This window comes from Eubacterium sp. AB3007, from assembly GCF_000688015.1.
Taxonomy (GTDB): domain Bacteria; phylum Bacillota; class Clostridia; order Peptostreptococcales; family Anaerovoracaceae; genus Aminicella.
The window spans coordinates 1375168-1397860 of record NZ_JIAD01000001.1; the positions used below are offsets into that span (position 1 = coordinate 1375168).

Genomic DNA, 22693 nt, shown 5'->3' on the forward strand with positions numbered 1-22693 from the left:
CGCTACTTCGAAGCCTGGGCTGCCTCCAGAAGCTTGGCCTTCAGCTGATTCTCGATAGCGGCCAGCTCTGTCTCTGCGGCAGCACGGCGATCCTTGCCTTCCTTCTGGATCCGCAGCACCTCATCCAGCGTATCGATGAGCTTCTGGTTGGTGTGCTGCAGCGTCTCGATATCCACGATACCGCGCTCGGACTCCTTGGCGACTTCCACGGTGGCCATCTCCAGCGCGTCCGCGTTCTTCTTCAGCAGTTCGTTGGTCATATCGGAGACCGCCTTCTGGGCCTTGGCTGCCTGGGTTGAGTGCTCCACGCCCAGAGCGATGATCATCTGGTTCTTCCAGAGCGGGATGGTGTTCACGATGGTGGACTGGATCTTCTCTGCCATCTCGTTGTCCGCCGCCTGCACCATGCGGATCTGCGGTGCCGTCTGCATGGCAATGGTCCGGGTGGTGGTCAGGTCGAACAGCTTCTTCTCAAAACGCTCGCACTGCGCCGCCAGGTCCTTCGCCGCCTGGGCATCTTCCGGGGCGCCGGTCTGCCGCGCCTTCTCCTCCAGCGCCGCCAGCTGCTCTGTGCGCACCTGCTCCAGTTTCTTCTTACCGGCCACGATATACATGGTCAATTCCTTGAAATACGTCATGTTGACCTCGTACATCTGGTCAAGCATGGCAGAGTCCTTCATGAGCTGCGTCTGGCGCGCGTCCAGTTCGTTCTCGATGGTGGTGACGTTGGTCTCGACCTTGTTGTATCTGGCCTTCAACGTCTCCAGCTTGTCTTTCTTCTTGCGGAAGAACCCAAAGAACCCGCCCTCGTCCTCCGGGTCGTCCAGGCTCTTCAGTTCCCCCATCAGCGTGGTGATCATCGCCCCCACCTCACCCATGTCCTTGGTCTTCACGTTGGCCAGGGTCTTGTTGGCAAACTCGGCGATGTTCTTCTGGGTGCCGGCGCCGTAGTTCATCACCGCGGCGGTGTCGCAAACGTCGATCTGCGGCACAAAGCTCTCCACCTGTGCCAGTTCCTTCTCAGTCAGGGAATCTTCCAGACGGGATAACCCAGACTCGTCCGACTTCTGCTCCTCAGCGACCACCGGAAAACTCGGTGCCTGCGGAATCTCTGTCATGCCCTCGACCTGCGGCGTCTCGCCCTTATCGATCACAAGCTGTGGTGTTTTGATGTCATCAATCTTATTTTCCATTGTTAACCTCCTCGTTGCTTACGATTCCCTCGAAAGGATTTGCTTTGTGCATGCCGTCCTCCATCAGACCGTCCTGCTGGAACATGGTCTTCATGGCGGAGATGTCCGCCGATACGTCCCAGGCCACATCCTGATAAAGGCTGTCCAGAAGCACCACATAGGCGTTGTTGATGGTGTCCATCGCCCCTTCGATCTCTTGCTTGGTATCTCTGATATTCTCGCCTTCCACCGGTTGGTTCTCGATGTCGATGTAGGCGTTGATCAGCTTACGGGTGGTGGGCAGATACTGGTTCATGAACCGGCGAAGGGTACGTGCGCTGCCCGGTGCCTCCTGCACCCTGTCGAAGATCCGGGAGACCACCTGCTCCAGCTCGGTGAGTCGCCGTTTCATCTCTGGATCTTTGACCCGGGCCTGGGCATTGGCCAGATCCCCCAGGAAGACGTCCCCCTCGGAAAGGATGCCGCGCACCTGAGCGGCCAGGGCGGGATCCATGGACTCCAGATTCTTCCCGACTTCTGCCTGTTTCCGCTTGGCGCTTTCGCTGGCCTCCTTGGCCTGGGTATACTGTTTGTAGGCCTTGGAACTGAGGATCAGCGTCTTGCCGCTGTCATCAAAAGTAGCATGGGGCAGCATTCTCCGTTTGATCATTCGTTCCAGGTTCTTGCGGACTGTCTTCTCTGACTCGCCGGCGTGTTTTGCCAGGTCCTTGATGTCGATGTACTCCTCTCGCCCGATGATGGACGCATATTTATAGAAGGTGTCGGTGATTCCCTTCCCGACGAATCCGATGCCGAACAAAATCAGAAATCCCAGCAGAAAGGCCGCGCGCACGCCCAGCCCCGCCAGGTTGTCCATGGAGATGACGCCCTCCTCTGTCAGGGAAGCAAGCATCATCAGCATGCCTACGATCCCAACACCACAAAGCCCGATGTTATTTCCCTTCCCCGGTGTCCTCAGCATGAAAGGCACGGGGCCTGCATAGGGACGACCATACCGGGGTCTGGCCTTGGACTGGTACTGGGGTTTGACCTGCTGCCCTTGCGGGCGAGCGTTGTTGAAGGCGGCGCCTGCCTGCTGTCCTTGCGGGCGAGCGTTGTTAAAGGCGGCGCCTGCCTGCTGCCCTTGCGGGCGAGACTGCGCCTGGCTTTGTGCATGCGGCTGGCTTTGTGCATGCGGCTTGGGGCGAGACTGCGCCTGCGCGTGGCTGCCGCACCCAAAATCCACCTTGGGACTGTTATTGCTGTGATCCAGATCGTTGATGTCATATCTAGGCCCCGCAGGAGTCTTGCCGAAGTTGAACCCCTGTGCCTTCAGGTCATCGGCGAACACCCGAAAATCCTCCCGGATCCCGTCTGCCAGGCCGCTGAAATCTTCCTGATCGATGGCGCTGGAGACTCTGCCCATGACTTTGTCACCGAGATCGGTCATATTATCTACGTAGCTCATTCTCTCCTCCAAAAGAACTGTCTATTCTTCCCCTTGCGGGTCTTGCAATTACCCGTATTCGTATTATACCACAATCCAGACAGATATATACAGTTGATTTGTGGAATTGGAACGGTCTATTTCTCTGGAGAGAGAAACGCCGCTGTTTCGTTTATATCGCCTATTAACGATCTGTTTTGGAGTGGTTGTTCCATGCAGATCGTCCATATCCCTGTTTTGCATGGAACTCTGGACGCAAATAGTTCCATGCAGATCGCTTTATCCCTGTTTTGCATGGAACTTCGGTCGCAAATAGTTCCATGCAGATCGTCTATACCCTCGTTTTGCATGGAACTCCGGTCGGGAGCGGGCCTGTCATGCCGGCGCAACACAAAAAACCTTACGGCGCTTACACCGTAAGGTTTGCAGATCTCACAGAATATTTACATCATCTCCTGGAAACCGGGGACGTAGAGGTGGCGTGGGATGCCATCTACCATGATGGGCTGGACATCGCCCTGGATCAGCGGACGCACGTAGCTGACAAAACGATCCGTTACGTTGTTCCCCTCCTTGTTGATCCAATCACGCGGCACCAGCTTCTCGTCATTAGCGATCTTGTGGACATCCTTGACCTCGGTGCCTGCCTGGTACGGATCATCGGAAGTCCGGATGATGACAGCCATCTGGCCGCTGTAGCCCTCGTCGGCGGCTTTCATGGCAGCACCGCCTACCTCATAGGCCTCCAAAATATCGATCCTGGACACGAAATGGCTGGCTGCCCGCTGCAGGGAGCTGAACTCGATGGCGCGAGTCTTGCAGCCGATTTCCTCAGAGACACGGCGGCAGAGATACGCTGCGGTACCCGCCAGTTGCTTGTGGCCGAATGCGTCGGTGTAGACCGGGGAACCTTCTTCCTCTGTAACGTATTTGCCATCAGCGGTCTTGATTCCCTCGGAAACGCAGATAACCACGGAGGCCTTCTTCTGCAGCAGTTCTCTGGTGTGGTCCAGGAACTTCTTCATATCAAAGGGTACCTCCGGCAGGTAGATGGCGTCCGGTCCGTCGCAGTCCTCGCCCTTGGACAAAGCCGACGCCCCTGTGAGCCATCCGGCGTTTCTTCCCATGATCTCCACCACGATCACTTGGCCGTGTTCTGTCTCCAGGGACCAGCTGTCGCGGATGACCTCCTTGACGGAGGTACCGATGTACTTGGCGGCGGAGCCGTATCCCGGCGTGTGGTCGGTGAGCGCCAGATCGTTGTCGATGGTCTTGGGGCAGCCGATGAAGCGGATCTTGGAACCGAACACCAGCGCATAGTCAGACAGTTTCTTGATGGTATCCATGGAATCGTTTCCGCCAATATAGATGAAACAATCGATCTCCAGATCGTCCAGAATACGGAATATCTTCTCAAAGGTCTTCTGATCCTCGTGGATCTCCGGCAGCTTGTATCTGCAGGAACCCAGGTACGCCGCCGGGGTCCTCTTCAGCAATTCCTCGTCCAGGCCTGTCTGGATGTGCTTGGACAGGTCGATGTACCTCTCCTGCAACAGTCCCTGCACGCCGTGGATCATGCCGTATACCTTGTTATATCCTCTTTCTTTCGCGGTTCTGTACACACCCGCCAGAGACGAGTTGATGGCCGCGGTAGGACCTCCGGATTGTCCTACGATAACATTCCTCTTTTTCTGTTTCTTCATGGTTAATCTCCTTACATAAACTTTACCTTATTACTCTATAACAAATTCCCCTTGATTGCAATGTTTTTTTGAACAAAGACCAGAAAAGGCTGCCCGCGCGGGACAGCCTCTTCTGTGGAAATACCTTACTTAAATTATATTCCGGACTCATCGCCCGTACTCACTCCTGCAATGGCTTCGGATCTGTCACCTTGACCTTGTGGTCGTACCAGTTGCCGTGGGTCCCGATCAGCGCCACATCGAACTCCTGGTCGATGGCCGGCACCGGGATATCGAACCCGTAGACGGTCTGCTTGTACCCATCGTCGTAGGTAACCTGATCCTCTGTCGGTTGGATGAGCTCCGCTCCATCCTTCTGCGCGTCTTTCTTCTTTCCGTAGAACAGATTGGTGATGCGCTTGGACTGCAGCGTCACATGGATGGTCATCTGGCCATCCTTCACGGTGAGGATTCCCTGGTCGTTCTTTGACTCGTTCACGTGGAACATACTGCTGTCCGTGGTGAACGTTGCGGTGTACTGACCATCTGTCAGGCCCGCCTTCTCCGCAGGGCTTTGTGTACCGCCGCTGCAGGCACAAAGCACGGTTCCCAGGGAGAGCAGCAGCAGGCAGATCACCAGCAGCCGCCCCTTCAAAGCTAATTGTCTGAACATCCCCATTTACTTGTTGATCGCATCCTTGGCGTGGTCAACGTACATCTCCTGGATGGCCTTGATCTCGCCCAGACCTGTGATCTGGCAATCCACACTGTCAAATGCCTTGGCAGCGGTGAACTGGCTTACCCAGGATTCCGGATCGTCTGCATCTGCCATGTCGTTGTGGGCATGGTCACCGGCAACGACCATCAGCGGGCGCAGGATGACCTTCTTGTAGCCGGCCTTCTTTACCTTCTCGATGACCTTGTCACAAGCGGTATCCTCAGGCTCACCCTCAACGGTGCCGATGAAGACGTTCTTGTAGCCCAACTCGTCCATCTGCTTCTGCATCTGGTCATAGGTGATGTTGGCCTCGTGAGAGGTTCCGTGTCCCATGAATACGAAAGCGGTGCCGTCCTTCTCAGCAGCGTCCAGATCGTCATACTTGGCGTCCTTGACAGCGGCCTTGGTGACAGCCTTGGCGCATCTTTCCTTATCCTCGTTGATGACGGAGGCATCCTTGCCTACCTCACCCAGCAGAGGCTCTGCGAACTTCAGGGAATCGAACTTGTCCTTATACTCGTTGATGGCCTCGACCACTTCGTCGTACTCCTTACCCTTCATCAGGTGAGTCGGCACGACTACCAGCTCCTTGACCTTGTTTTCCTCAGCGCGGGCCAGTGCCTGCTTGATGTTGTCGATCTTCTCGCCGTCACGGGCAAAGATGTGGTTCATGATGATCTGAGAGGTGAACGCTCTTCTGACAGCCCAGTCAGGGTTGGCTTCCTGTACAGCCTTCTCGATGGAACCGATGCAGGCCACTCTCTTATCGTTGAAGGAGGTACCAAAGCTGACCACCAGGATCTCCTTGTCACCGATCTTGTCTCCGTTCAAAGGATCGTCCTTGGAGGCATCGCCGGTGTCGTCACCGAAGTAACCCGGATCTGCTTCCTCACCCTCGACCATTTCCTTCTGCTCATCGGTCAGTGCATCCCACTTGGCCTTGGCATCCAGGCACTGCTGCTCAGTGTCCTCAGACCACTCGCCTACGTAGATTGCATCGATGGCGTCTGCACAGGCCTGTGCCGCTTCCTTGTCAGCATCTCCGCCGCCGCTCTCTTCTGTCTGTGAGCCACCGCAACCGGTCATGAATACTACCGCCATCATGACTGACAGCATCAAAACCAATAATTTCTTCATAACTACAACTCCTTTAGTTAATAGTGAAACAATTGCCGATGAATACAAAAAGCCCTCTGTCTGTACAACACAAACAAAGGGTCTCTCTCGTAAAAAACCAAATACACAACCCATTGCTCGTGGCGGGGTCTCCCCCTCCTGATGGTCGGTCTCCTGAGTTACAGATCTACGCGCCAGCCTCCTTCCCGGTCTCCCAGTGGTATAATGGCCATTGCTCCCTGATTACAGTAACGAGAACTCTGCAGGAATCTCACCTGCTTCCCGGTGGCAGGCTCTCCCGAAGGACAAAGCCTGTTCCCCATCAGTTGTATTCATCACTTATGAATCTACCACAAAAATAACAGGCTGTCAATCAACGCCTCCAATAATCAACAATGCGAGGCATAAGTTGTCTCTGGGGAAACTCTACGCCCCCAGCAGGTTGCCAACAATGACCCCCAGATAGGTGCCGATCACATACCCAAAGGTACCGATGAGCATCACCGGCCCCACCAGTTTGCTCCACCCCTGAGAGATGGCCATGCCGGCCGCCGTGGTAGGCCCTCCGATGTTGGCATTGGAGGCCATGATGCAGTCTTCCAGATCGAACCGAAGCAGCTTGCCCCCCGCGAAACAGAACAACATGTTGCAGGCCACCATGATCCCGGTGAACAGGAACAGGGCAGGGGTCTGGGTGATGATCACTATGATGGAGGCCGGTACACCGATGACGAAGAAGAACAGGTAGATGAAATACGTCCCGATCTCCTGGGATCCGTTGAGTTTCCCGATCTTGTCCCCCGCATAGGTGGCCATCAGCATGGACAGGGTGGCGATCCAGATATACTGCGAGCCGAAGAAGGCGTTGATCATGGAAAGCAGCATGTTGCTGGTAGGGACCAGCTCCCCGATGAACCCGCCGATGAGTTTGGATAGCCAGACGATGATCACGGTGTAGGCCAGGTTCATGGCTACATCCTTCAGAGAAATCCCCTTCCGGCTCCAGAAGGCCGCCGCCTGGTTTTCGCCTCCGGCTGCGTGGCCCGCCGCCACCTCATCGATGTGGGGATGGCCGAAATGCCTGCGGAAGAATTTCATTCCCGCGAACATGATCAGCACAAAGAAATATACCGCCATCAGCAGGTTGTCCGCCACGGTGGCGGCTCCCACCACCTCTCCGGTGACGCTGAATTCGTCCGACAATGCCGCCAGATTCAAGCTGCCGCCGATGTAAGTCCCGGTCATCATGGCCGCCACTCCGGCAGGTTCCGGCACCATGTTCTTCAGCAGTGTGAAAGAGATGGCTGCTCCCACCAGTGTCCCCACCGCGCCGATCAGGAAGATGATCAGGATCCGTCCCGTCTCCTTCCAGATCACCTTCAGGTTGCACTCCATCAGGAGCAGCGGGATCGCCATAGGCACCGCGTAGCCCCAGATGACATCGTCATACAGTGCTGAGTTGATGGGCAGGATCCCCAGGTTGGACAGGATCATGGCCAACACCAGACAAAGGATGCACCCTGAAGCTTTCGCTGCCCAGTCATACTTTTGCTCCAGATAGATCGCCAGCGCCACTCCTGCACAAAGCACGAACAACAGGCTCCATGTATCGTCAGCTGCCACCAGAGAATCTCTCCCCAGCCACGGCTGGAATATCGCACTTAACACTTTGTTACCTCACTCCGCCATTCCGGCTCATCCAATCTTTCCTGCGTCGATCATTGCCGCGATTTCTTTCGCGAAGTAGGTGATATACATGCCAGCTCCCGCACGGAAGGCTCCCACTGCCATCTCTCCCACGATGCGCTCTTCGTCGATCCAGCCCTGGGCCGCTGCCGCCTTCACCATACTGTACTCCCCGCTGACACTATAGGTAGCGATGGGGATATCGGTGGCATCCGCCACCTCCCGAATCAGATCTCCGTAAGCCATCGCAGGCTTGACGATGAGGAAATCCGTCCCTTCCTCCACGTCCAGCATGGCCTCCTTCAGGGCCTCCCTGCGATTGTGGAAATCCATCTGATAACTCTTCCGATCACCGAACTGGGGCGCGCTGTCCGCCGCCACCCGGAAGGGACCGTAGAAGGCAGAGGCGAATTTCACCGCGTAGGACATGATGGGGGTGTTGACGAACCCGGCTTTGTCCAGTTCCTGGCGAATGGCGGTGACGTGGCCGTCCATCATGTCGGAGGGCGCCACCACATCCGCGCCGGCCTCCACCTGAGTGCGGGCGATCCTGGCCAGCATGGGCAGGGTGTCATCGTTGTCCACGTAGCAGTCGTGGAGGATGCCGCAGTGGCCGTGGTCGGTGTACTCGCACATACACACATCCGCGATGGCCACCATCTCCGGATGGCGCTTCTTGGTCTCCATCAGAGCGCGCTGGACGATGCCGTCCTCGGCGTAGGCCTGGCTGCCTACCGCGTCCTTGTGCTCCGGAATACCAAACATGAGGATGTTCTGCACCCCCGCCTCTGCCAGCTCATCCAGGATGTAGGGCAGCTGATCCACACTGTAGCGGAACTGCCCAGGCATGGCCTCGATGGGTTCCTTGATGTTTTCGCCGTCCTGGGCGAAGATGGGATAGATCAGAGATGCTTTGTCTACCCTGGTCTCCCGGACCATCTTCCGCATCTGCTCGGTGGTTCTCAGTCTTCTTGGTCTGACGATCATGTCCATTTACTTACGTTCTCCTTTCATGCGGACCACCAGCTCAGCCAGGCTGTCCATGGTGGCCTTTTCTGCCATAAATGTCTGCATGCCCAGGGCATCGGCGGCGGCTAAGGTCTGTTTCCCGATGCAGGCCGCCGCAACGGTGCTATAGTCCAGGCCTTCTGTCTGGGCGGCGAAGCCCCGGACGGTGGATGCGCTGGTGAAGACAGCGCAGTCGATCTTTCCTTCTTCGAACAAAGCCTTCTCGTCCAGCACCCCTGCGGGAGCATCCACGGTGTCGTAGGTGGCGATGTCGTCCACCTGGGCGCCTGCCTTTTCCAACTCCTCCACCAGGGTCTGGTTGCCCACGGCTGCCCGAGGGAGCAGTATCCGTTCTCCTCCCGCAAGCTGTGCTCCCAGCTCACGTCCCAGGGTGTCGCCGTCATACACCGAGGGCACAAAGTCTGCCAGGATCCCCCGTTTCTCCACTTCCTTGCGGGTACCGGCACCGATGGCGGCAATCTTCAGTCCCGCCAGACAGCGGATATCTTTCCTGGCCTCTTCCATGGTCTGGAAGAACACCCGGACGCCGGTGGGACTGGTGAACACGGCCCACTGGTAGTCCCCGGCGTGTTCCAGCGCCGCCAGGAGCGCGCTCTGGTCTTCCCGGGGAACGGTCTCGATGGAAGGCATCTCCAACACCTCAGCTCCCAGCTTCCGGAGCCGGGCGGACATGGTGGAGATCAGGCCGGCGGGCCTGGTCACGACCACCCGCCAGCCGGCCAGGGGCAGTTTCTCGTACCATGCGAACTGATCTGCCAGCTGGCAGACCCGGCCCACCACGATGATGGCCGGAGTCTCGATGCCCTGCTTTGTCACTTCATCGTGAAGGGTGGACACGGTGGCCACCACCCGTTTCTGCCGGGCCGTCGTCCCCTGCTGGAGCACCGCCGCCGGCATATCCGGGTCCATGCCGCCATCCAGAAGTCCCTGGCAGATCACCGGGAGCATGGCGATACCCATGAGGAACACCAGGGTGCCGCGGGTACGCACCAAGGCTTCAAAATCGATGTCGTAGTCGGCCCCCTTCCGCTTATGGCCGGTGATGATGTGCAGGGAAGAGGTGTAGTCCCGGTGGGTCACCGGAATGCCGTTATAGGCAGGAACCGCGATAGGGGAGGTGATCCCGGGGATCACCTCGTAGGGGATCCCGTGCTCTGCCAGAAGCTCCAGCTCCTCGCCGCCTCTGCCGAAGAGGAAGGGGTCGCCGCCCTTCAGGCGGACCACCTTCTTGCCTTTCTGTGCCTCTTCCAGGAGGACCTGGTCGATCTGCTCCTGGGGCATGGTGTGGTTGCCGGACCGCTTCCCCACACTGATGTATTCTGCGTCCTTTGGAAGCAGGGAGAAGATCCCGCTGCCGATCAGCGCATCGTAGACGATGAGATCTGCTTCCCGAATGACCTGCTCCGCCTTCCTGGTCAAAAGGCCGATGTCTCCGGGGCCGGCCCCCACCAGCCAGACTTTTCCTGTGCTCATCTGTAGACCTCCTTCATTTTCTTTGCCAGCTGGACCCCCAGTGCCTGGGCGGCCTCTGCCGCAGCTTCTGCCTCAGGCCCCTCTGGGAGCGAGCATTCCATGCTGTCCCTATGCCAGCGCCCGGTGGGATCGTCGTAGTACAGTCCCTCCAGCCGGAGGATGGTTGGCTCCGCGGCGCGGTCTGCCGGGCGCTCTTCCCCCGCGCCTGCCTCCAGCACCGCGTGGGCGGCGATGGGGGAGGTGCAGCCGCCGTCCAGCCAACGTACAAAAGCCCTCTCTGCCAGTGCCGCGCAGGCTGCGGCCGGGTCCTCGTACCCTTCCAAACAGCTATAGTCTTCCCCCGCTCTCCCCTGGAGCACCAGGATCCCCTGGCCTGCTGCCGGGAGCATCTCCTGTGGACTGAAGTACCGGCTGATCCGATGCTCCAGCCCCAGCCTCTTCAGCCCCGCTGCCGCCAGCACGATGGCGCCGTACTGGCCTTCGTCCAGCTTCCTGAGTCTGGTCTGGACGTTGCCCCGGACGCTTTCCACCCGGGCTTGGGGAAACAGCTTTTCGATCTGGATCCGCCTCCGGAAACTGGAGCTTCCGATGGGCTTGCGGAAGTCGATCTCGGTCTCCCCTTCCGGGAGCACCAGTACGTCCCGGGGGTCCTCCCGCCGGGAGAAAGCCAGGATCGGAAGTTCCGCCGGCACCTCCATGGGCATGTCTTTCAGGCTGTGGACGGACAGGTCGCTGCGGCCGTCCACGAGGGCCTGGTCCAGCTCTTTGACGAACAGGCCCTTGCCGCCGATCTTGTCCAGTGTCTTGTTCAGGATCTTGTCCCCGGTGGTCTTCATGGTCACCAGCTCTGCCGGAATGCCTTTTGACGCAAGGAACTCCACCACTGTATTGCTTTGGATCATGGCCAGCCGGCTCTCCCGGCTGCCGATGCGAACTTTCTTCATCAAATGCCCTCCTCCGTCAGGATCTCGCCGATGCGCTCCCTCACTCTCCTTGCCTTCCCGTGGTCCTGACCGCTGGCACTGACGCCGATGACGGTCTCACCCTGCCGCACCAGTCCGGGGAAGTAGAAGTCGCACAAAGCTTTGTTGCTGGAGACATTTACCATGATCCCCTGCGCTCTGCACAGGGCGGCGATCTCTTCGTTCAGCGCCGGATCATCGGTGGCGGCCAGCACCATGTCGCGCCCCTCCAGATCCTCTGGCACAAAGCCTCTCTCCTGAAGATCCACCCGGCCTTCTTCTGCCAGCCCTAACAGGTCCGGAGAAGCCTGTTTGGTGATCACGGACAGCCGCTCCACATATGGCAGCATGGCCCGTATGCGCCGGGTGGCGATGTTGCCACCTCCTACGAACAGGATATCCTTCCCGCTGAGATCCACGAATAACGGGAAAAACGGTCTATCACTCAATTCTTTTTCCTCCTCTTTACGATCCAGTTGAGCACGCCGCCTGCCACGATGATCCCCAGGGCGATGCCGATAACCTTCTTGGCGGCTTCTTGGGGCACCTGGTTCTTGCTGGCGATGGTGCTGCGATAAAAGGTCAGCTGGTAGGTGATCTCCAGCGGGTCGCCCATAGCGGTAGTGTCTGCGATGACATTAAAAGGTTTGTCGAACACGGTGATGGGGATGGTAAAGGTAGAGTTTCCACCATCTGTCGCTTCGTTGACGTATTTCTTTCCGCCCACGATCATGTAGTCGTAATGGCTGCTGCTCCACAGCAGCCGGGCGTATGCCTTGTGGTTCTTCACGATGAGCCAGGTGGGGGAGCTGACGCTGGCTCTGCCGGAGCCACCGGTCATGTTCACCTCGATGGAATAGGTCCCGTCATCCCGGCTGACCTTGGCGGGCTCAGCGCTTCCCATCTGCTGTACGCCGCTGCTGCCTGCGCTGTCGGTGCCGTTTTTCTCGTCATAGTTTTTCACGGCCTCGTCGATGAGGTCGTAATCCGGCAGCTGGATCTTCAGCACGCCGGCCTGAAGACTGGTGGCATCGAACAGGATCTTCCGGTCGTACCACATGCTCTTTTTCTTGCTGAAGGCGGCGCAGTCGATGGCCATATCCAGGGCCTCCACCGGAATGGTGAACCAGGACTGTCCGTCCTTCACCTTGGGGTAGATGTAGTCGGACTTCGGCGCCTGAGCGGCCTGGGTGCCGGCTCCCAGATAGATGCACTCGTAGCTGGTGCTGTCGATGAGGATCACGGCACTCATCTTGCCATCCTTCACCGTCAGCGTGGCCTTGCTGACCCGAAAGAATTTGGAGCTGCTGTCCACCTTGATGGTATGGCGTCCGTCTTTCACGTCGATGCCCCGGATGGGCGTCATGCCGTACTTGCCCACTTCGCCTGCGGTAGAAGTGATCCCTGCCACCTTCTCGTAGCCGCTGGCGGCGTGCACTGTCGCCGCGAGCGGCGCCGCAGCCGCCATCATCACCAGGCACAAAGCCAAAGCGACGATCTTCAGTATTCGATTATCGTGTTCGAATCGTCTCACATTATCTCCATTCTGCCAGCGGTGTTGCTTCCTGCGCATGGCGGACAAACTTCTGCTGGATCTGTTCGTATTCCCCCAGACCATTTAGATGGGCACAGATCCTGTATCCTTTTGCCTCCAAAAGGCTCTTCCAGGAGTCCGGTCCCTCTCCTGCCAGATCGTTGTTGGCGTGGTCGCCGGCGACGATCATCAGCGGCGCCAGCAGCAAGGTGTGGATGACCCCGGCCGCGGCTTCCGGGCCGGCCAATTCCTTTAGCCTTTCTTCCACTGGCTGCAGGCCCGGCGCGCCTTCCACGGTGCCCACCACCATGTCAGGCACCTGACGGCGCGCCATCAGCGCGTTCAGTTCATCGTAATCCGGTGTGGGCCGATCCTCTGAGCCGTGACCCATGAGCACCAGCACTTCCCCGGTCTGCCGGGGATAGACCTGGTCGAGGATGTCCACAAGTTCGGCTTTGTCCTCCGGGAAGAAAAGTAGGGGTCGTCCCAGCCGCACGCTCTCAAAAGCCTCAGCGTGCTCCTCCAGGATCCCGATGAGCCGGCGGTTCTCGTACCCGTCTGTCAGATGGGTGGGTTGAACCAGCACATCTGTGTAGCCCTCCTTCTCCAACCGTTCCAATGCCTCTTCCGGCGTCATGACCACCAGATCCTGCTCCCGGGCAACCTTCTTGATAATGAAGCGGCTGGTCCAGGCCCGAAAGCTATCTCGCTCCGGGAAAGCCTGCGCCAGATACGCCTCAATGGCTTCGATCGTTTTCTGACGAGTCTCCGGATACGATGTCCCGAAACTCACAATCAACAAAGCTTTCTTACTCATGTTTCCTCACCTTCCCTATCGGCAGGGGCTCTGCCGTCAAACGCGGCGCGTTCTGCTCGGCGCGCACTCGTGCTCGTGGTCTTCTCGGCGCGCACCCGCTCTCGCGGTCTTCTCGGCGCGCACCCGCTCTCGCGGTCTTCTCGGCGCGCACCCGCTCTCGCGGTCTTCTCGGCGCGCACTCGTACTCTAATGTATGTTCCAAAACCGTCACGATTAATCGCTAATATTAGCGATTAATGCCATAAGGGTTCCATTGCATATCTGCGCGAACAGACTCACGCATCTTTGGGTGCGTTGGACGCCTGTGCCGCCGCTACAGGTTTTTCTTCTTATAGATGAACACCACGGATATGATGGAAAAGACCACCAGATACCCCAGGAGCACCAGGAAACCGACGACTCCTGGTTCGCCGCCGCCGGCGATGCTGCGGATCATTTCGCAGGCCTGCGACAGGGGCAACGCCGCGATCACCTGACGGATTCCCGGGGGCATAGACTCCGTGGAGAAAAAAGTATTGCACAGAAACGACATGGGCGTGATGATGTAGGCCGTGAAGCGAGGGGCGTCCGTGTAACTTTTGGCCAGGAAGGACAGCACCAGCGCGATGGTGGCGAACACCGTACCGTTCAGAAACATGATCAGGAAGGACCAGCCGTTAAAGACCAGTGAGCCAGCGATGGGCAGTGTAATCAACAGGATCACTCCCGCCGCGTACATGCCCCGCAGGGCGCCGCCGATGACCTGTCCCAGGATGAACTGCCAGAGGGGCGTGGGCGAGATCATCACCTGATCCAGCGCCTTCTCGTAGAGCCGCTGCACGCTCATGTTTTGTGCCACCGCGCTGAAACTCCCCGTCATGGTGGACATCGCCACGATGCCAGGAATCAAAAAATTCAAGTACGGCTCACCGTGGGACGTGGTCTGAATGCCCAGTCCGAACACGATAAGATACATCAGTGGCGAGATAGTGGCCGCCAGTGTGATCTTGTAGAAGTCCCTGCGGAACTCCCGCCATTTTTCCCAAAGTACTGCGATAATTCCCATATAACTCCCGCCGCGCGGCGGCTCCGGGTGCTGCCGCGCGTTATTTTCCAAGTCCGCGGCCGATCCGGGCCACGAACACATCCTCAAGCGTCGTATTGCGGAGTGCTGCATCCTTCTCCGACCGGGAGAGATAGGCGATGGCCTCCTCCCTGGCAGCAAAGTAATGGCTCTCCAGCGTCTCCTCGCTGGTCTCATCCACCGCAAACGCCCCCAGTTCATCGATCAGCGCCTGGGGGGCGGCAATGGTGTCCAGCTTGCCTTTGTTGATCAGGGCCACCCGGTCACAGAGGGACTGAGCCTCATCGATATAATGGGTGGTCAGCAGGATGGTGATCCCCGCCCCGTGGAGCTGCCGCAGCAGGTTCCACATCTGCCGGCGGGCAATAGCGTCCATGCCCGCCGTGGGCTCGTCCAGAAGCAGGATCTCCGGCTCAGTCATCAGGGCCCGGCAGATCATCAGCTTGCGTTTCATGCCGCCGGACAGGTAACGCACCACCCGGTGACGGTATTCCGCCAGGCCTACGAACTCCAGAAGCTCATCCGACTTCTGGCGAATCACCTTCTTCGGCAGATAATACAGCCGTCCCTGGTATTCCATCACCTCATCCATGGTCATGTCCTGACGCATGGAAAACTCCTGGGTAATCACCGAGAGCTTGCTCTTCTCCGCCGAAGCTTTCCGGTCCAGTTTCCGGCCATCGATGAAGATCTCCCCCTCCGACGGTAAAAGCACCGTAGAGAGCATGCTGATGGTGGTGGTCTTCCCGGCCCCGTTGGGTCCCAGGAATCCAAAGAACTCCCCGGTGTCGATGGTCATGCTGATGTGATCCACCGCGGTGAAATCTCCGAATTTCTTTGTCAGATCGCGAATCTCGATCATAATTTCCTCCGCTGCACAAAGCTTTGTGCACGCCGCCGCGCGCTACAGGTCTCTGTTATGCTCCTTGGCGATGATCAGGGAGAAATAGCCCGCCTCGTCGGGGATCTCCTCCACATCGTGGTACACCTTCTCATCCGGCATGCCGCAGTTCTCCACTACGTTCACGTCCCGGCCGCTGGCCCGCAGGATCTCCTTTACCTCGGCCATATGGCTGCCGGATTTCATGAGCACGTAGTTGCCGGGCAGGTCCAGCTTGTCCCCCAGCTTGTGCATGGCCGGCATGACGTGCAGGGGCTCGTTCCATTCGCAGAGCGGGATGTTCACCCGGGCCGCCGCCGCACAGAAGGAGGTGATGCCCGGCACCAGCTCCGTCTCGTAGCCGTCCTCCTCCAGCAAAGCCTGCAGGTACGTGAAGGTGCAGTAGACCGTGGAATCACCCAGGGTCAGGTAGACCGCGTCCTTGCCTTTGTCCAGGTACTCCTCCATGAGGTCGGCGCCCTTGCGATGCTGCCGCAGAATCTCCTCCTTGTCCATCCGCATGGGCATGTACACCGGCACCAGCTCCTTCTCCGCCAGGGCAGGCACTGCCGCCGCGGCGATCTTGTAGGCCACCGTCTCCTTCGGCTCCTTTCCGGGCACAAAGAACACATCGTTCTCCTCGATAAGCCGCACTGCCTTCAGGGTCATCAACTCCGGATCCCCCGGGCCCACACCGACGCCGTATACTTTTCCTTTTTTCATCCTTTGCTCCTCTCAAGATACGAAAACTGCAGGGGACCTGCCAGCCCTCTGTAAGGTATTTCCGACTATAAGTATACAAAATGCGGCCGGGAATGTAAAGTCCCCGGCCGTTTCCTGTCTTATTCGTTTTGGCGCCGGATGTTTCCCGGGTGGGTCTGGCATCGGGGCCGTGATTGACGATGCGCATATTGTATGGCAACATAAACGAACATCGTGTTCAATTATCACTTAATGTGCAACCGCCCTCCAGATTTCTTCTGGTTTCTTCAAGAGCAGGACTACACTTTTCTGGCTTGAGCGGGATTTTGAAGTAATTTTTTGAGCGACCTGCTACAAAAACAACCCCTCGGTCAATTGATTTCTTTACTGCACGGGATTTCGTGCAGTTACAACTTCGACTCTATCTAAACCGCGAAGGTGCACTTACAACCTCTCGCGGTTTTTTCTATGTGCTATGATATATATGGTCCTGTCTTCTTCCCGAAAAGGAGGTTAATACAATGAAGAAGACATCCAAACACCTGACACTGGAAGACCGTATCGTCATAGAGCGACTCCTGGCTCACGGATTTAGATTCAGTGAGATAGCCACCCGACTCAGCAAAAGCCGAACGACCATTAGCCGTGAAGTCAAAAAGAATCGTACGTTCAAGGCACGAAACGGTAACCACTGCATCCACAGGAAGTCCTGCGATCTGCCCACAACCTGCTCTCAGGAATGCCACAAACGTACGCGTTCCTGCCGTGTTCGATGCGGAGACTGTAACATCCATTGCGAACGATTCCAGGAAGATATCTGCCCTGGCATTACGAAAGCCCCCTATGTTTGCAATGCCTGCGAATCCATGTCGCGCTGTTGGCTCCACGGATACATCTACAATGCCCGCAAAGCACAGGATGCGTATGAGACGACGCTGAAAGAATCAAGAACTGGCATCTCTTTGTCGGAAGAGCAGCTACAGGCCATGGATGAGCTCGTCACACCGCTGATCCAGCAGGGACAATCGGTCAATGTCGTGTTTCAAAACCATCGCGATGAACTCCCCATCACGGCACGGACAGCCTATGATTACATTGAAAACGGCCTTCTTGGTGCAAAGAATCTGGATCTCGCCCGTAAGGTACGTAGATCATACCGCCGGAAAAGCGGTCCGGTGCTCCGCGTGGACAAAGCCTGCCATCAGGGGCGCTCTTATGATGACTATCTTTCATTTATGGCGCAGCATCCGGATATGAATGTGGTTGAAGGCGATTCTGTCATCGGCAGAAAGGGCGGCAAGGTTCTTCTCACCCTCATGTTTACCAACTGCGATCTGCAGATGGCCTTCCTGCGGGAACAGAACAATGCGGCCACTGTTTCCTCTGTGTTTGCTTCACTCAGAGAGATTCTGGGAAAAGAACTCTTCAAGGAACTGTTTCAGGTTATTCTGGTCGATCGAGGCAGCGAATTCACCGATCCCACGAAAATCGAACTTGATCCTGAAACCGGAGAACAACTCTGCCATGTGTTTTATTGTGATCCGCAAAACAGCAATCAGAAGGCGCACTGTGAACGGAATCACCAGTTTATTCGGTATATCATCCCAAAGGGCAAGTCGATGGATGATTTATCGCAGGAAAAGGTCATCCTGATGATGAACCATATCAACTCATATCCGCGCAAAAAATGGAACGGGCGGTCACCGCTTGAGGTATTCACCTCAATCTATGGAAAGAGTGTTCCCAGCATTCTATCCATGAAGCAGATCGCCGCCGATTCCATAAACCTTAAGCCCGAACTCATTAAGTAGTCCGGAAAATGAAGACAGGACCACACCTTTTCGCAAGGTGCAATTTCAACTTCTGAAAACGGGCATTCTTCATACCCGGGTTTTAGTGTGCCTTCATACTTGAATTTTACATGATTTCCAGCGCGATTACAACTTCATACGTCAACTTACTTCTTCAATCTGCCACAATTCGTTGGAGAAGTGCATTCACAACTTCCTGATTTATACTAGTGAGAAATTAGTTGCGTTTACAATCGTCAAACGTGCACTTACTGTATCAAACAACCAAAACAACCCCTCTGATGAAACTTGTAGTAGGATTTTGTCCAATTTTGTGCAATGTACTACAAAATCATCGAATCTGGCGGATCTTGTAGTCGGTTCCGGCAGGAAAATTCCAATATATGGAAGTTCTCAGCTGTTATCAGGGGGAAAACGACTACAAAAACGCCGGTATCCCGTGAAAGTGTAGTCGTCTCACCGAAAACCTACTACAAAATACCATCCCTGAACTTATTTTGTAGTCCGCAGTTCGGCGGACAAAGTCTAGCCGCATATATTAAAACCAAACATCGAGGTACACTATGAAAAAGAAAATACCAACGATCCAGACTATCAGGCAAACAAGTCCGTCGAATCTCATATTGACAAGGCGGGCGGGCGACTGTACATCGTCACTTATGCGGACGAAACGGATGTAAGGTATCATTACAATTATTCCTACGGGGCTGGCATAACTCTCGATTATATTGCAATCAAAAATCAGTTTCCACTAAAACTCTGTTCGATTACACCCCTGAGAACCCTCCCTCACTGAAACACATTTCTGACAAAACATTACAGCAATGGTTCAAGGAGAATGAAGGGCTTTCCCAAGAGAACTTAGCAGAAATGATCGATGTATCGAGGCAGGCAATATCAAAGTGGGAACAATATTTGCGGGATATAGATTTTAGGAAACGGAGGGGGATCCGGGAAACTGCAGGGGCTATCACAAAAGCGTGCGGCGCGCCATTTCTGGCACGCCGCTTTGACACGCCGCCTTTTGAGACAGCCCTTTCTCTCACAAAGATTCTATCAGTCCACGACCTCGTCCACGTCGTAGTCCACGATCTGGTCCTTTGCGACCACGGAGTTCTCCGGGTGATCCACGGTGTCGTACCGGTCGTACTGGACCAGCATCTTGATGCCGCTGACGACCATGAGGATCATGACGATGAGCAGCGGGAAGGCCACGGAGATGGCCAGCTGCTTGGTGGCGTCGATGCCGCTGACGGCGCCCACGTCGCTGGCGGTGGCCAGGTTCACAAAGCAGACAAGGGACAGCGTGATGCCCCAGAAGATCTTGATGGGCGCCGGCGGTTCCACGGTGGCCGCGTTCTTCGCTTTGATGGACAAAGACGAGATGGTGGTGGTCATGGAGTCCGCCAGTGTAACGATGGAGATGAAGATGGTAAACAGGAAGACGCATCTCATCAGGAACGTCAGCGGCAGGTTGTCGAAGAAAGCGAATACCGCCGACTCGGTCCCTTTGTCGCTCATCACCTGCCAGATGGTGTGAGACTTGTTCTCGTAGAAGATGGAGGCGGATCCGAAGATGCCGAACCACAGCATACCGAAACCTCCCGGCAGCAGGAAGTTATACACGGTGAACTCCTTCAGGGTCCTGCCCCGGGCGATTTTGGCGTAGAAGATACCCATCAGCGGGGCGTAAGCGATCATCCAGCTCCAGTAGTTGACAGTCCACCAGGTAGGCCACATGTCGTTTTCGTTCCAGGCACCGGTGTAGGTGACCTGCTCCAGCACGTTGTTGAAGTGGAAGCCCAGGGCCTCCGTCGCCAGGTTCAGGATGTAAGCCGTCGGTCCAAAGAACAGGACAAAAGCCAGCAGCGCCATATAGATCTTGGCATTCAGGTCGGAGAAGAACCGTACGCCTCTTGCGATTCCGGTGTAACTGGACAGAAGGAAGGTGATGACTACGGCGATGAGGATGCTGATCCAGGTCAGCTTGCCTGGATCAAAGGTGGCCACGATACCCAGGCCTGCTCCGATCTGCAGCGCGCCCTCGCACAGGGAAGCGGAAACGCCGCCTGCCAGGCCGAACACGCAGATGATATCGATGACGGTACCGATCCAGCCCATGGCCCGCTCTCCCAGCAGGGGGTACAGGCAGGAACTGATCCGATACGGAAGCTTCAGGTTGTAGACGGCCACGCCGATGACGATGCCGGCTACACAGTAGTAGCAGTATTCCGCCAGGCCCCAGTGCAGGTAGGTGGTGGACAAAGCCATCTTAGCCGCCAGCGGCGACTGCGCCTTGATGCTCTCAAAAAGAGGGATCCCGTCCATGTAGTGGGTCACCGGCTCGGCGATGCCCCAGAAGACGATGCCCGTAGCGATGCCGCCGCACAAAGAAATGACGAACCATGCCCACCGGGACATGACTGGCTGCGCCTTCTCGCCACCCAGCCGAATGCTGCCTACTCTCTTGGAAAACAGCACCCAGAAACAGAAGCCCAGCAACACCACAGTCAGTAGCTGATAGGCCCAGCCAAATTTCAGGCAGGCGAACTCCACGATGGCCGTCTCCGCCGCGGCAAACTTCGCCGGGGCCACCAGCCCCAACACAATAATAAATATGTAGATCACGCCCATGGATATGAACACGGGCTTACGTATCTGAACTTTCTTTTTTCCCATAACTAACCTCCGAAAATTTTAATGATAACGATTGTTCTTCCCAATTGTTTTCCTCCAAAGGGTCTCCGAGCACCCGTCGATTAATCGCTAATATTTGCGATTAATCGATGAAGGGTCTGGCACCACACAAAGCACACGCAGTGGCGGCGCTTCATCAGCACACGCAGTGGCGGCGCTTCATCAGCACACGCAGCGACGGCGCTACGCCAGCGCGCACAACGGCGGCGCTACATCAGCACACGCAGCGGCGGCGCTACGCCAGCGCGCCTACGATGGCCTCCGCCTTTTCGCGCAGCAGTCCGTTATGGATCAGGCTGTGCAGAAACTCGATGTGATCGTAGAGGAAGGTATCGTGCTCGATCAGCGGCAGATGCGCACCGATCTCCTGGTAAATCGCCTGGCTCACGCTCCCCCGCGGCTCCCAGCCCCCGGTAAAATACTGCGCCTGATAGTCCCCCAGCAGTTCGATAGCCAGAATGTACTCCAGTTTTTCGCTGATGGACAAAGCCTTTTTGGCGGCGTTGTAGCCCATGGCTACGTAATCCTCCTGCCCGGCGCAGGTGGGGGTGTTGTCCACCGTGGCCGGATGGGACAGAATCCTCATTTCATTCAGCAGCCCGGCCTGGGTGTACTGCGGAATCATCAGCCCAGAGTTGAGTCCCGGATTGGCCACCATACACGCAGGATAGAAGGGCTGGCTGGTTCCGTCGATGAGCCGGTTGTTTCTCCTCTCACTTATCTTGGCCAGGTTGGTGGCGGCGATGGCGGCCGAGTCCATCTCGATTCCCACGTAGGCAGAATCGCAGTTGCATGCGGAGATCACATCCTCCTCCCCCTCCTCCGTCCAGATGATGGGGTTATCGCAACAGGAATTCATCTCCGTTTCAATGGTTTTGCGGGCATCGTACAGGGTCTTCTTGGCTGCCCCGTGAAGCTGAGGAATGCATCGCAGGGAAAGCGCATCCTGCAACCGTTCTCCCACACAGTTTTGGATCACCTCAGAATCCCCAAGGATCCTGCGCACATTGTCAGCCGTGCCTGCCTGCTCGCTGTGGGGCCGCACCTTGCAGACCCGTTCATCAAACGCCCGGATGGTGCCTCGCACGTTCTCCAGAGTCAGCGCCCCGATGATGTCCGCACACTTGGCTGCGTTGATCATGTCATAGAGGACGATGGCCGCCATTGCTGTAGGTGAGGTGGTGCCCGAGGTGAGGGTCAGCCCTTCCTTACTGGCCAGCGGCATGGGATCGATCCCCGCCTTGGCCAGCACCCAGGACGCCTCCATCAGTTCCCCCTGGTAGTACGCCTTGCCGTTCCCCTCGATGACCCTGGCCATGTGCGCCTCCGGGCTGAGATAGCCCACCGAGCCGTCCCCCGGCGCCCAGGGTGTGATGCCCCGGTTCAGGAAGTCCCGGTAGCGTTCCAGCACCTCGATCCGGACGCCGCTGTTGCCCTGCCCCAGGTTCTGCAGCACCATCAGCATCGTGCCTCGCACCGCTTCGATGCTCAGCGGCCGCCCCACCGAGGTGGAATGGCTGGCCACGATGTTGTGCTGCAGCTGCGCCGCCTCCTCGCTGGTGATCACCTTGGTACAAAGCACACCGAACCCGGTGGTCACCCCATACATAACGTGTTCTTCCCGGGTCCACTTCTCCACCAATGCCCGCGCCTTGTTGACACGGTTCACATACTCCTCAGAGAACTCCACGGTTGCGCCGCCGCGCACCACCGCCATAAACTCTTCCAGATCCAGCCGGTCCCCGAGAATGATCGTCATCGTTTTCTTATTATCCATGGTCCCCTCCTTTACTTCGCTAAATCATTAGAGCGCAAAATCCATGCCAAACGCAAACGCCCGTAAAACGGCTTTGTGCACTGCGCAACATGCAAACTCACTTTGCAGCCCGCAATATCTCTTTGCA

At 56.9% G+C, this 22693-nt stretch carries 18 protein-coding genes, 1 pseudogene and 1 riboswitch; of the genes and pseudogenes, 2 read left to right on the forward strand and 17 right to left on the reverse strand.

What is annotated here, in order from left to right; all coding sequences use genetic code 11:
- Positions 1–2: 2 nt before the first annotated feature.
- From P156_RS0106550 to cobI, 15 genes are all read right to left on the reverse strand, one after another.
- Positions 3–1193 (reverse strand): toxic anion resistance protein, encoded by a 1191-nt coding sequence (locus P156_RS0106550; RefSeq protein ID WP_027869435.1) that lies wholly within the window; start codon positions 1191–1193, stop codon positions 3–5.
- Positions 1183–2640, reverse strand: a complete 1458-nt coding sequence (locus tag P156_RS12825; protein ID WP_051600752.1) for a 5-bromo-4-chloroindolyl phosphate hydrolysis family protein — start codon at positions 2638–2640, stop codon at positions 1183–1185. The genes P156_RS0106550 and P156_RS12825 overlap by 11 nt, the downstream gene beginning before the upstream one ends.
- A 422-nt stretch (positions 2641–3062) precedes the next feature.
- The gene (locus P156_RS0106560; protein ID WP_027869436.1) at positions 3063–4322 is read right to left on the reverse strand and encodes a 6-phosphofructokinase; all 1260 of its coding nucleotides are present in this window, start codon (positions 4320–4322) and stop codon (positions 3063–3065) included.
- A gap of 160 nt (positions 4323–4482) precedes the next feature.
- Positions 4483–4974: a hypothetical protein gene (locus P156_RS0106565; RefSeq protein ID WP_185752156.1), complete on the reverse strand. Its 492-nt coding sequence runs from the start codon at positions 4972–4974 to the stop codon at positions 4483–4485.
- A 6-nt stretch (positions 4975–4980) separates the two neighbouring features.
- Positions 4981–6156 (reverse strand): sirohydrochlorin cobaltochelatase, encoded by a 1176-nt coding sequence (locus P156_RS0106570; protein ID WP_034802328.1) that lies wholly within the window; start codon positions 6154–6156, stop codon positions 4981–4983.
- A gap of 125 nt (positions 6157–6281) precedes the next feature.
- A riboswitch (cobalamin riboswitch) is annotated at positions 6282–6471 on the reverse strand.
- 90 nt (positions 6472–6561) lie between these two features.
- Entirely contained in the window at positions 6562–7803 is a 1242-nt protein-coding gene (locus P156_RS0106575) for a DUF819 domain-containing protein (RefSeq protein WP_081818483.1), read from the reverse strand.
- A 27-nt stretch (positions 7804–7830) separates the two neighbouring features.
- Positions 7831–8814, reverse strand: a complete 984-nt coding sequence (gene hemB / locus P156_RS0106580) for a porphobilinogen synthase (protein ID WP_027869440.1) — start codon at positions 8812–8814, stop codon at positions 7831–7833.
- Positions 8815–10323 (reverse strand): uroporphyrinogen-III C-methyltransferase, encoded by a 1509-nt coding sequence (gene cobA / locus P156_RS0106585; RefSeq protein ID WP_027869441.1) that lies wholly within the window; start codon positions 10321–10323, stop codon positions 8815–8817. It abuts the gene before it with no gap.
- Positions 10320–11267, reverse strand: a complete 948-nt coding sequence (gene hemC / locus P156_RS0106590) for a hydroxymethylbilane synthase (RefSeq protein WP_034802331.1) — start codon at positions 11265–11267, stop codon at positions 10320–10322. Before hemC ends, cobA begins: the two co-directional genes overlap by 4 nt.
- Positions 11267–11734: a bifunctional precorrin-2 dehydrogenase/sirohydrochlorin ferrochelatase gene (locus tag P156_RS0106595; protein ID WP_027869443.1), complete on the reverse strand. Its 468-nt coding sequence runs from the start codon at positions 11732–11734 to the stop codon at positions 11267–11269. The genes hemC and P156_RS0106595 overlap by 1 nt, the downstream gene beginning before the upstream one ends.
- Positions 11731–12819: a hypothetical protein gene (locus P156_RS13550; RefSeq protein ID WP_051600754.1), complete on the reverse strand. Its 1089-nt coding sequence runs from the start codon at positions 12817–12819 to the stop codon at positions 11731–11733. Before P156_RS13550 ends, P156_RS0106595 begins: the two co-directional genes overlap by 4 nt.
- A 1-nt stretch (position 12820) precedes the next feature.
- Positions 12821–13636 carry a sirohydrochlorin cobaltochelatase gene (locus P156_RS0106605; RefSeq protein WP_027869444.1) on the reverse strand — a complete coding sequence of 272 codons (816 nt, stop codon included), beginning with the start codon at positions 13634–13636 and terminating at the stop codon, positions 12821–12823.
- A 313-nt stretch (positions 13637–13949) separates the two neighbouring features.
- A complete protein-coding gene (locus P156_RS0106610; RefSeq protein ID WP_027869445.1) occupies positions 13950–14681 on the reverse strand; it encodes an ABC transporter permease in 732 nt (243 codons plus the stop codon).
- A gap of 40 nt (positions 14682–14721) precedes the next feature.
- Entirely contained in the window at positions 14722–15561 is an 840-nt protein-coding gene (locus P156_RS0106615) for an ABC transporter ATP-binding protein (protein ID WP_027869446.1), read from the reverse strand.
- 42 nt (positions 15562–15603) lie between these two features.
- A complete protein-coding gene (cobI, locus tag P156_RS0106620) occupies positions 15604–16302 on the reverse strand; it encodes a precorrin-2 C(20)-methyltransferase (protein WP_027869447.1) in 699 nt (232 codons plus the stop codon).
- Between the two features lie 500 nt (positions 16303–16802).
- Here cobI and P156_RS0106625 point away from each other — a divergent pair, with 500 nt between their 5' ends.
- Both P156_RS0106625 and P156_RS13735 read left to right on the forward strand, forming a co-directional pair.
- Positions 16803–18092: an IS30 family transposase gene (locus P156_RS0106625; RefSeq protein WP_027869448.1), complete on the forward strand. Its 1290-nt coding sequence runs from the start codon at positions 16803–16805 to the stop codon at positions 18090–18092.
- An 801-nt stretch (positions 18093–18893) separates the two neighbouring features.
- Positions 18894–19007 (forward strand): annotated as a pseudogene (locus tag P156_RS13735) (helix-turn-helix domain-containing protein); the annotation flags it as partial.
- Between the two features lie 141 nt (positions 19008–19148).
- On the opposite strand, the gene P156_RS0106635 reads toward P156_RS13735, so the two are convergent.
- The gene (locus P156_RS0106635; RefSeq protein WP_027869449.1) at positions 19149–20771 is read right to left on the reverse strand and encodes a BCCT family transporter; all 1623 of its coding nucleotides are present in this window, start codon (positions 20769–20771) and stop codon (positions 19149–19151) included.
- Between the two features lie 253 nt (positions 20772–21024).
- Positions 21025–22566 carry a histidine ammonia-lyase gene (hutH, locus tag P156_RS0106640; protein WP_027869450.1) on the reverse strand — a complete coding sequence of 514 codons (1542 nt, stop codon included), beginning with the start codon at positions 22564–22566 and terminating at the stop codon, positions 21025–21027.
- Positions 22567–22693 lie beyond the last annotated feature (127 nt).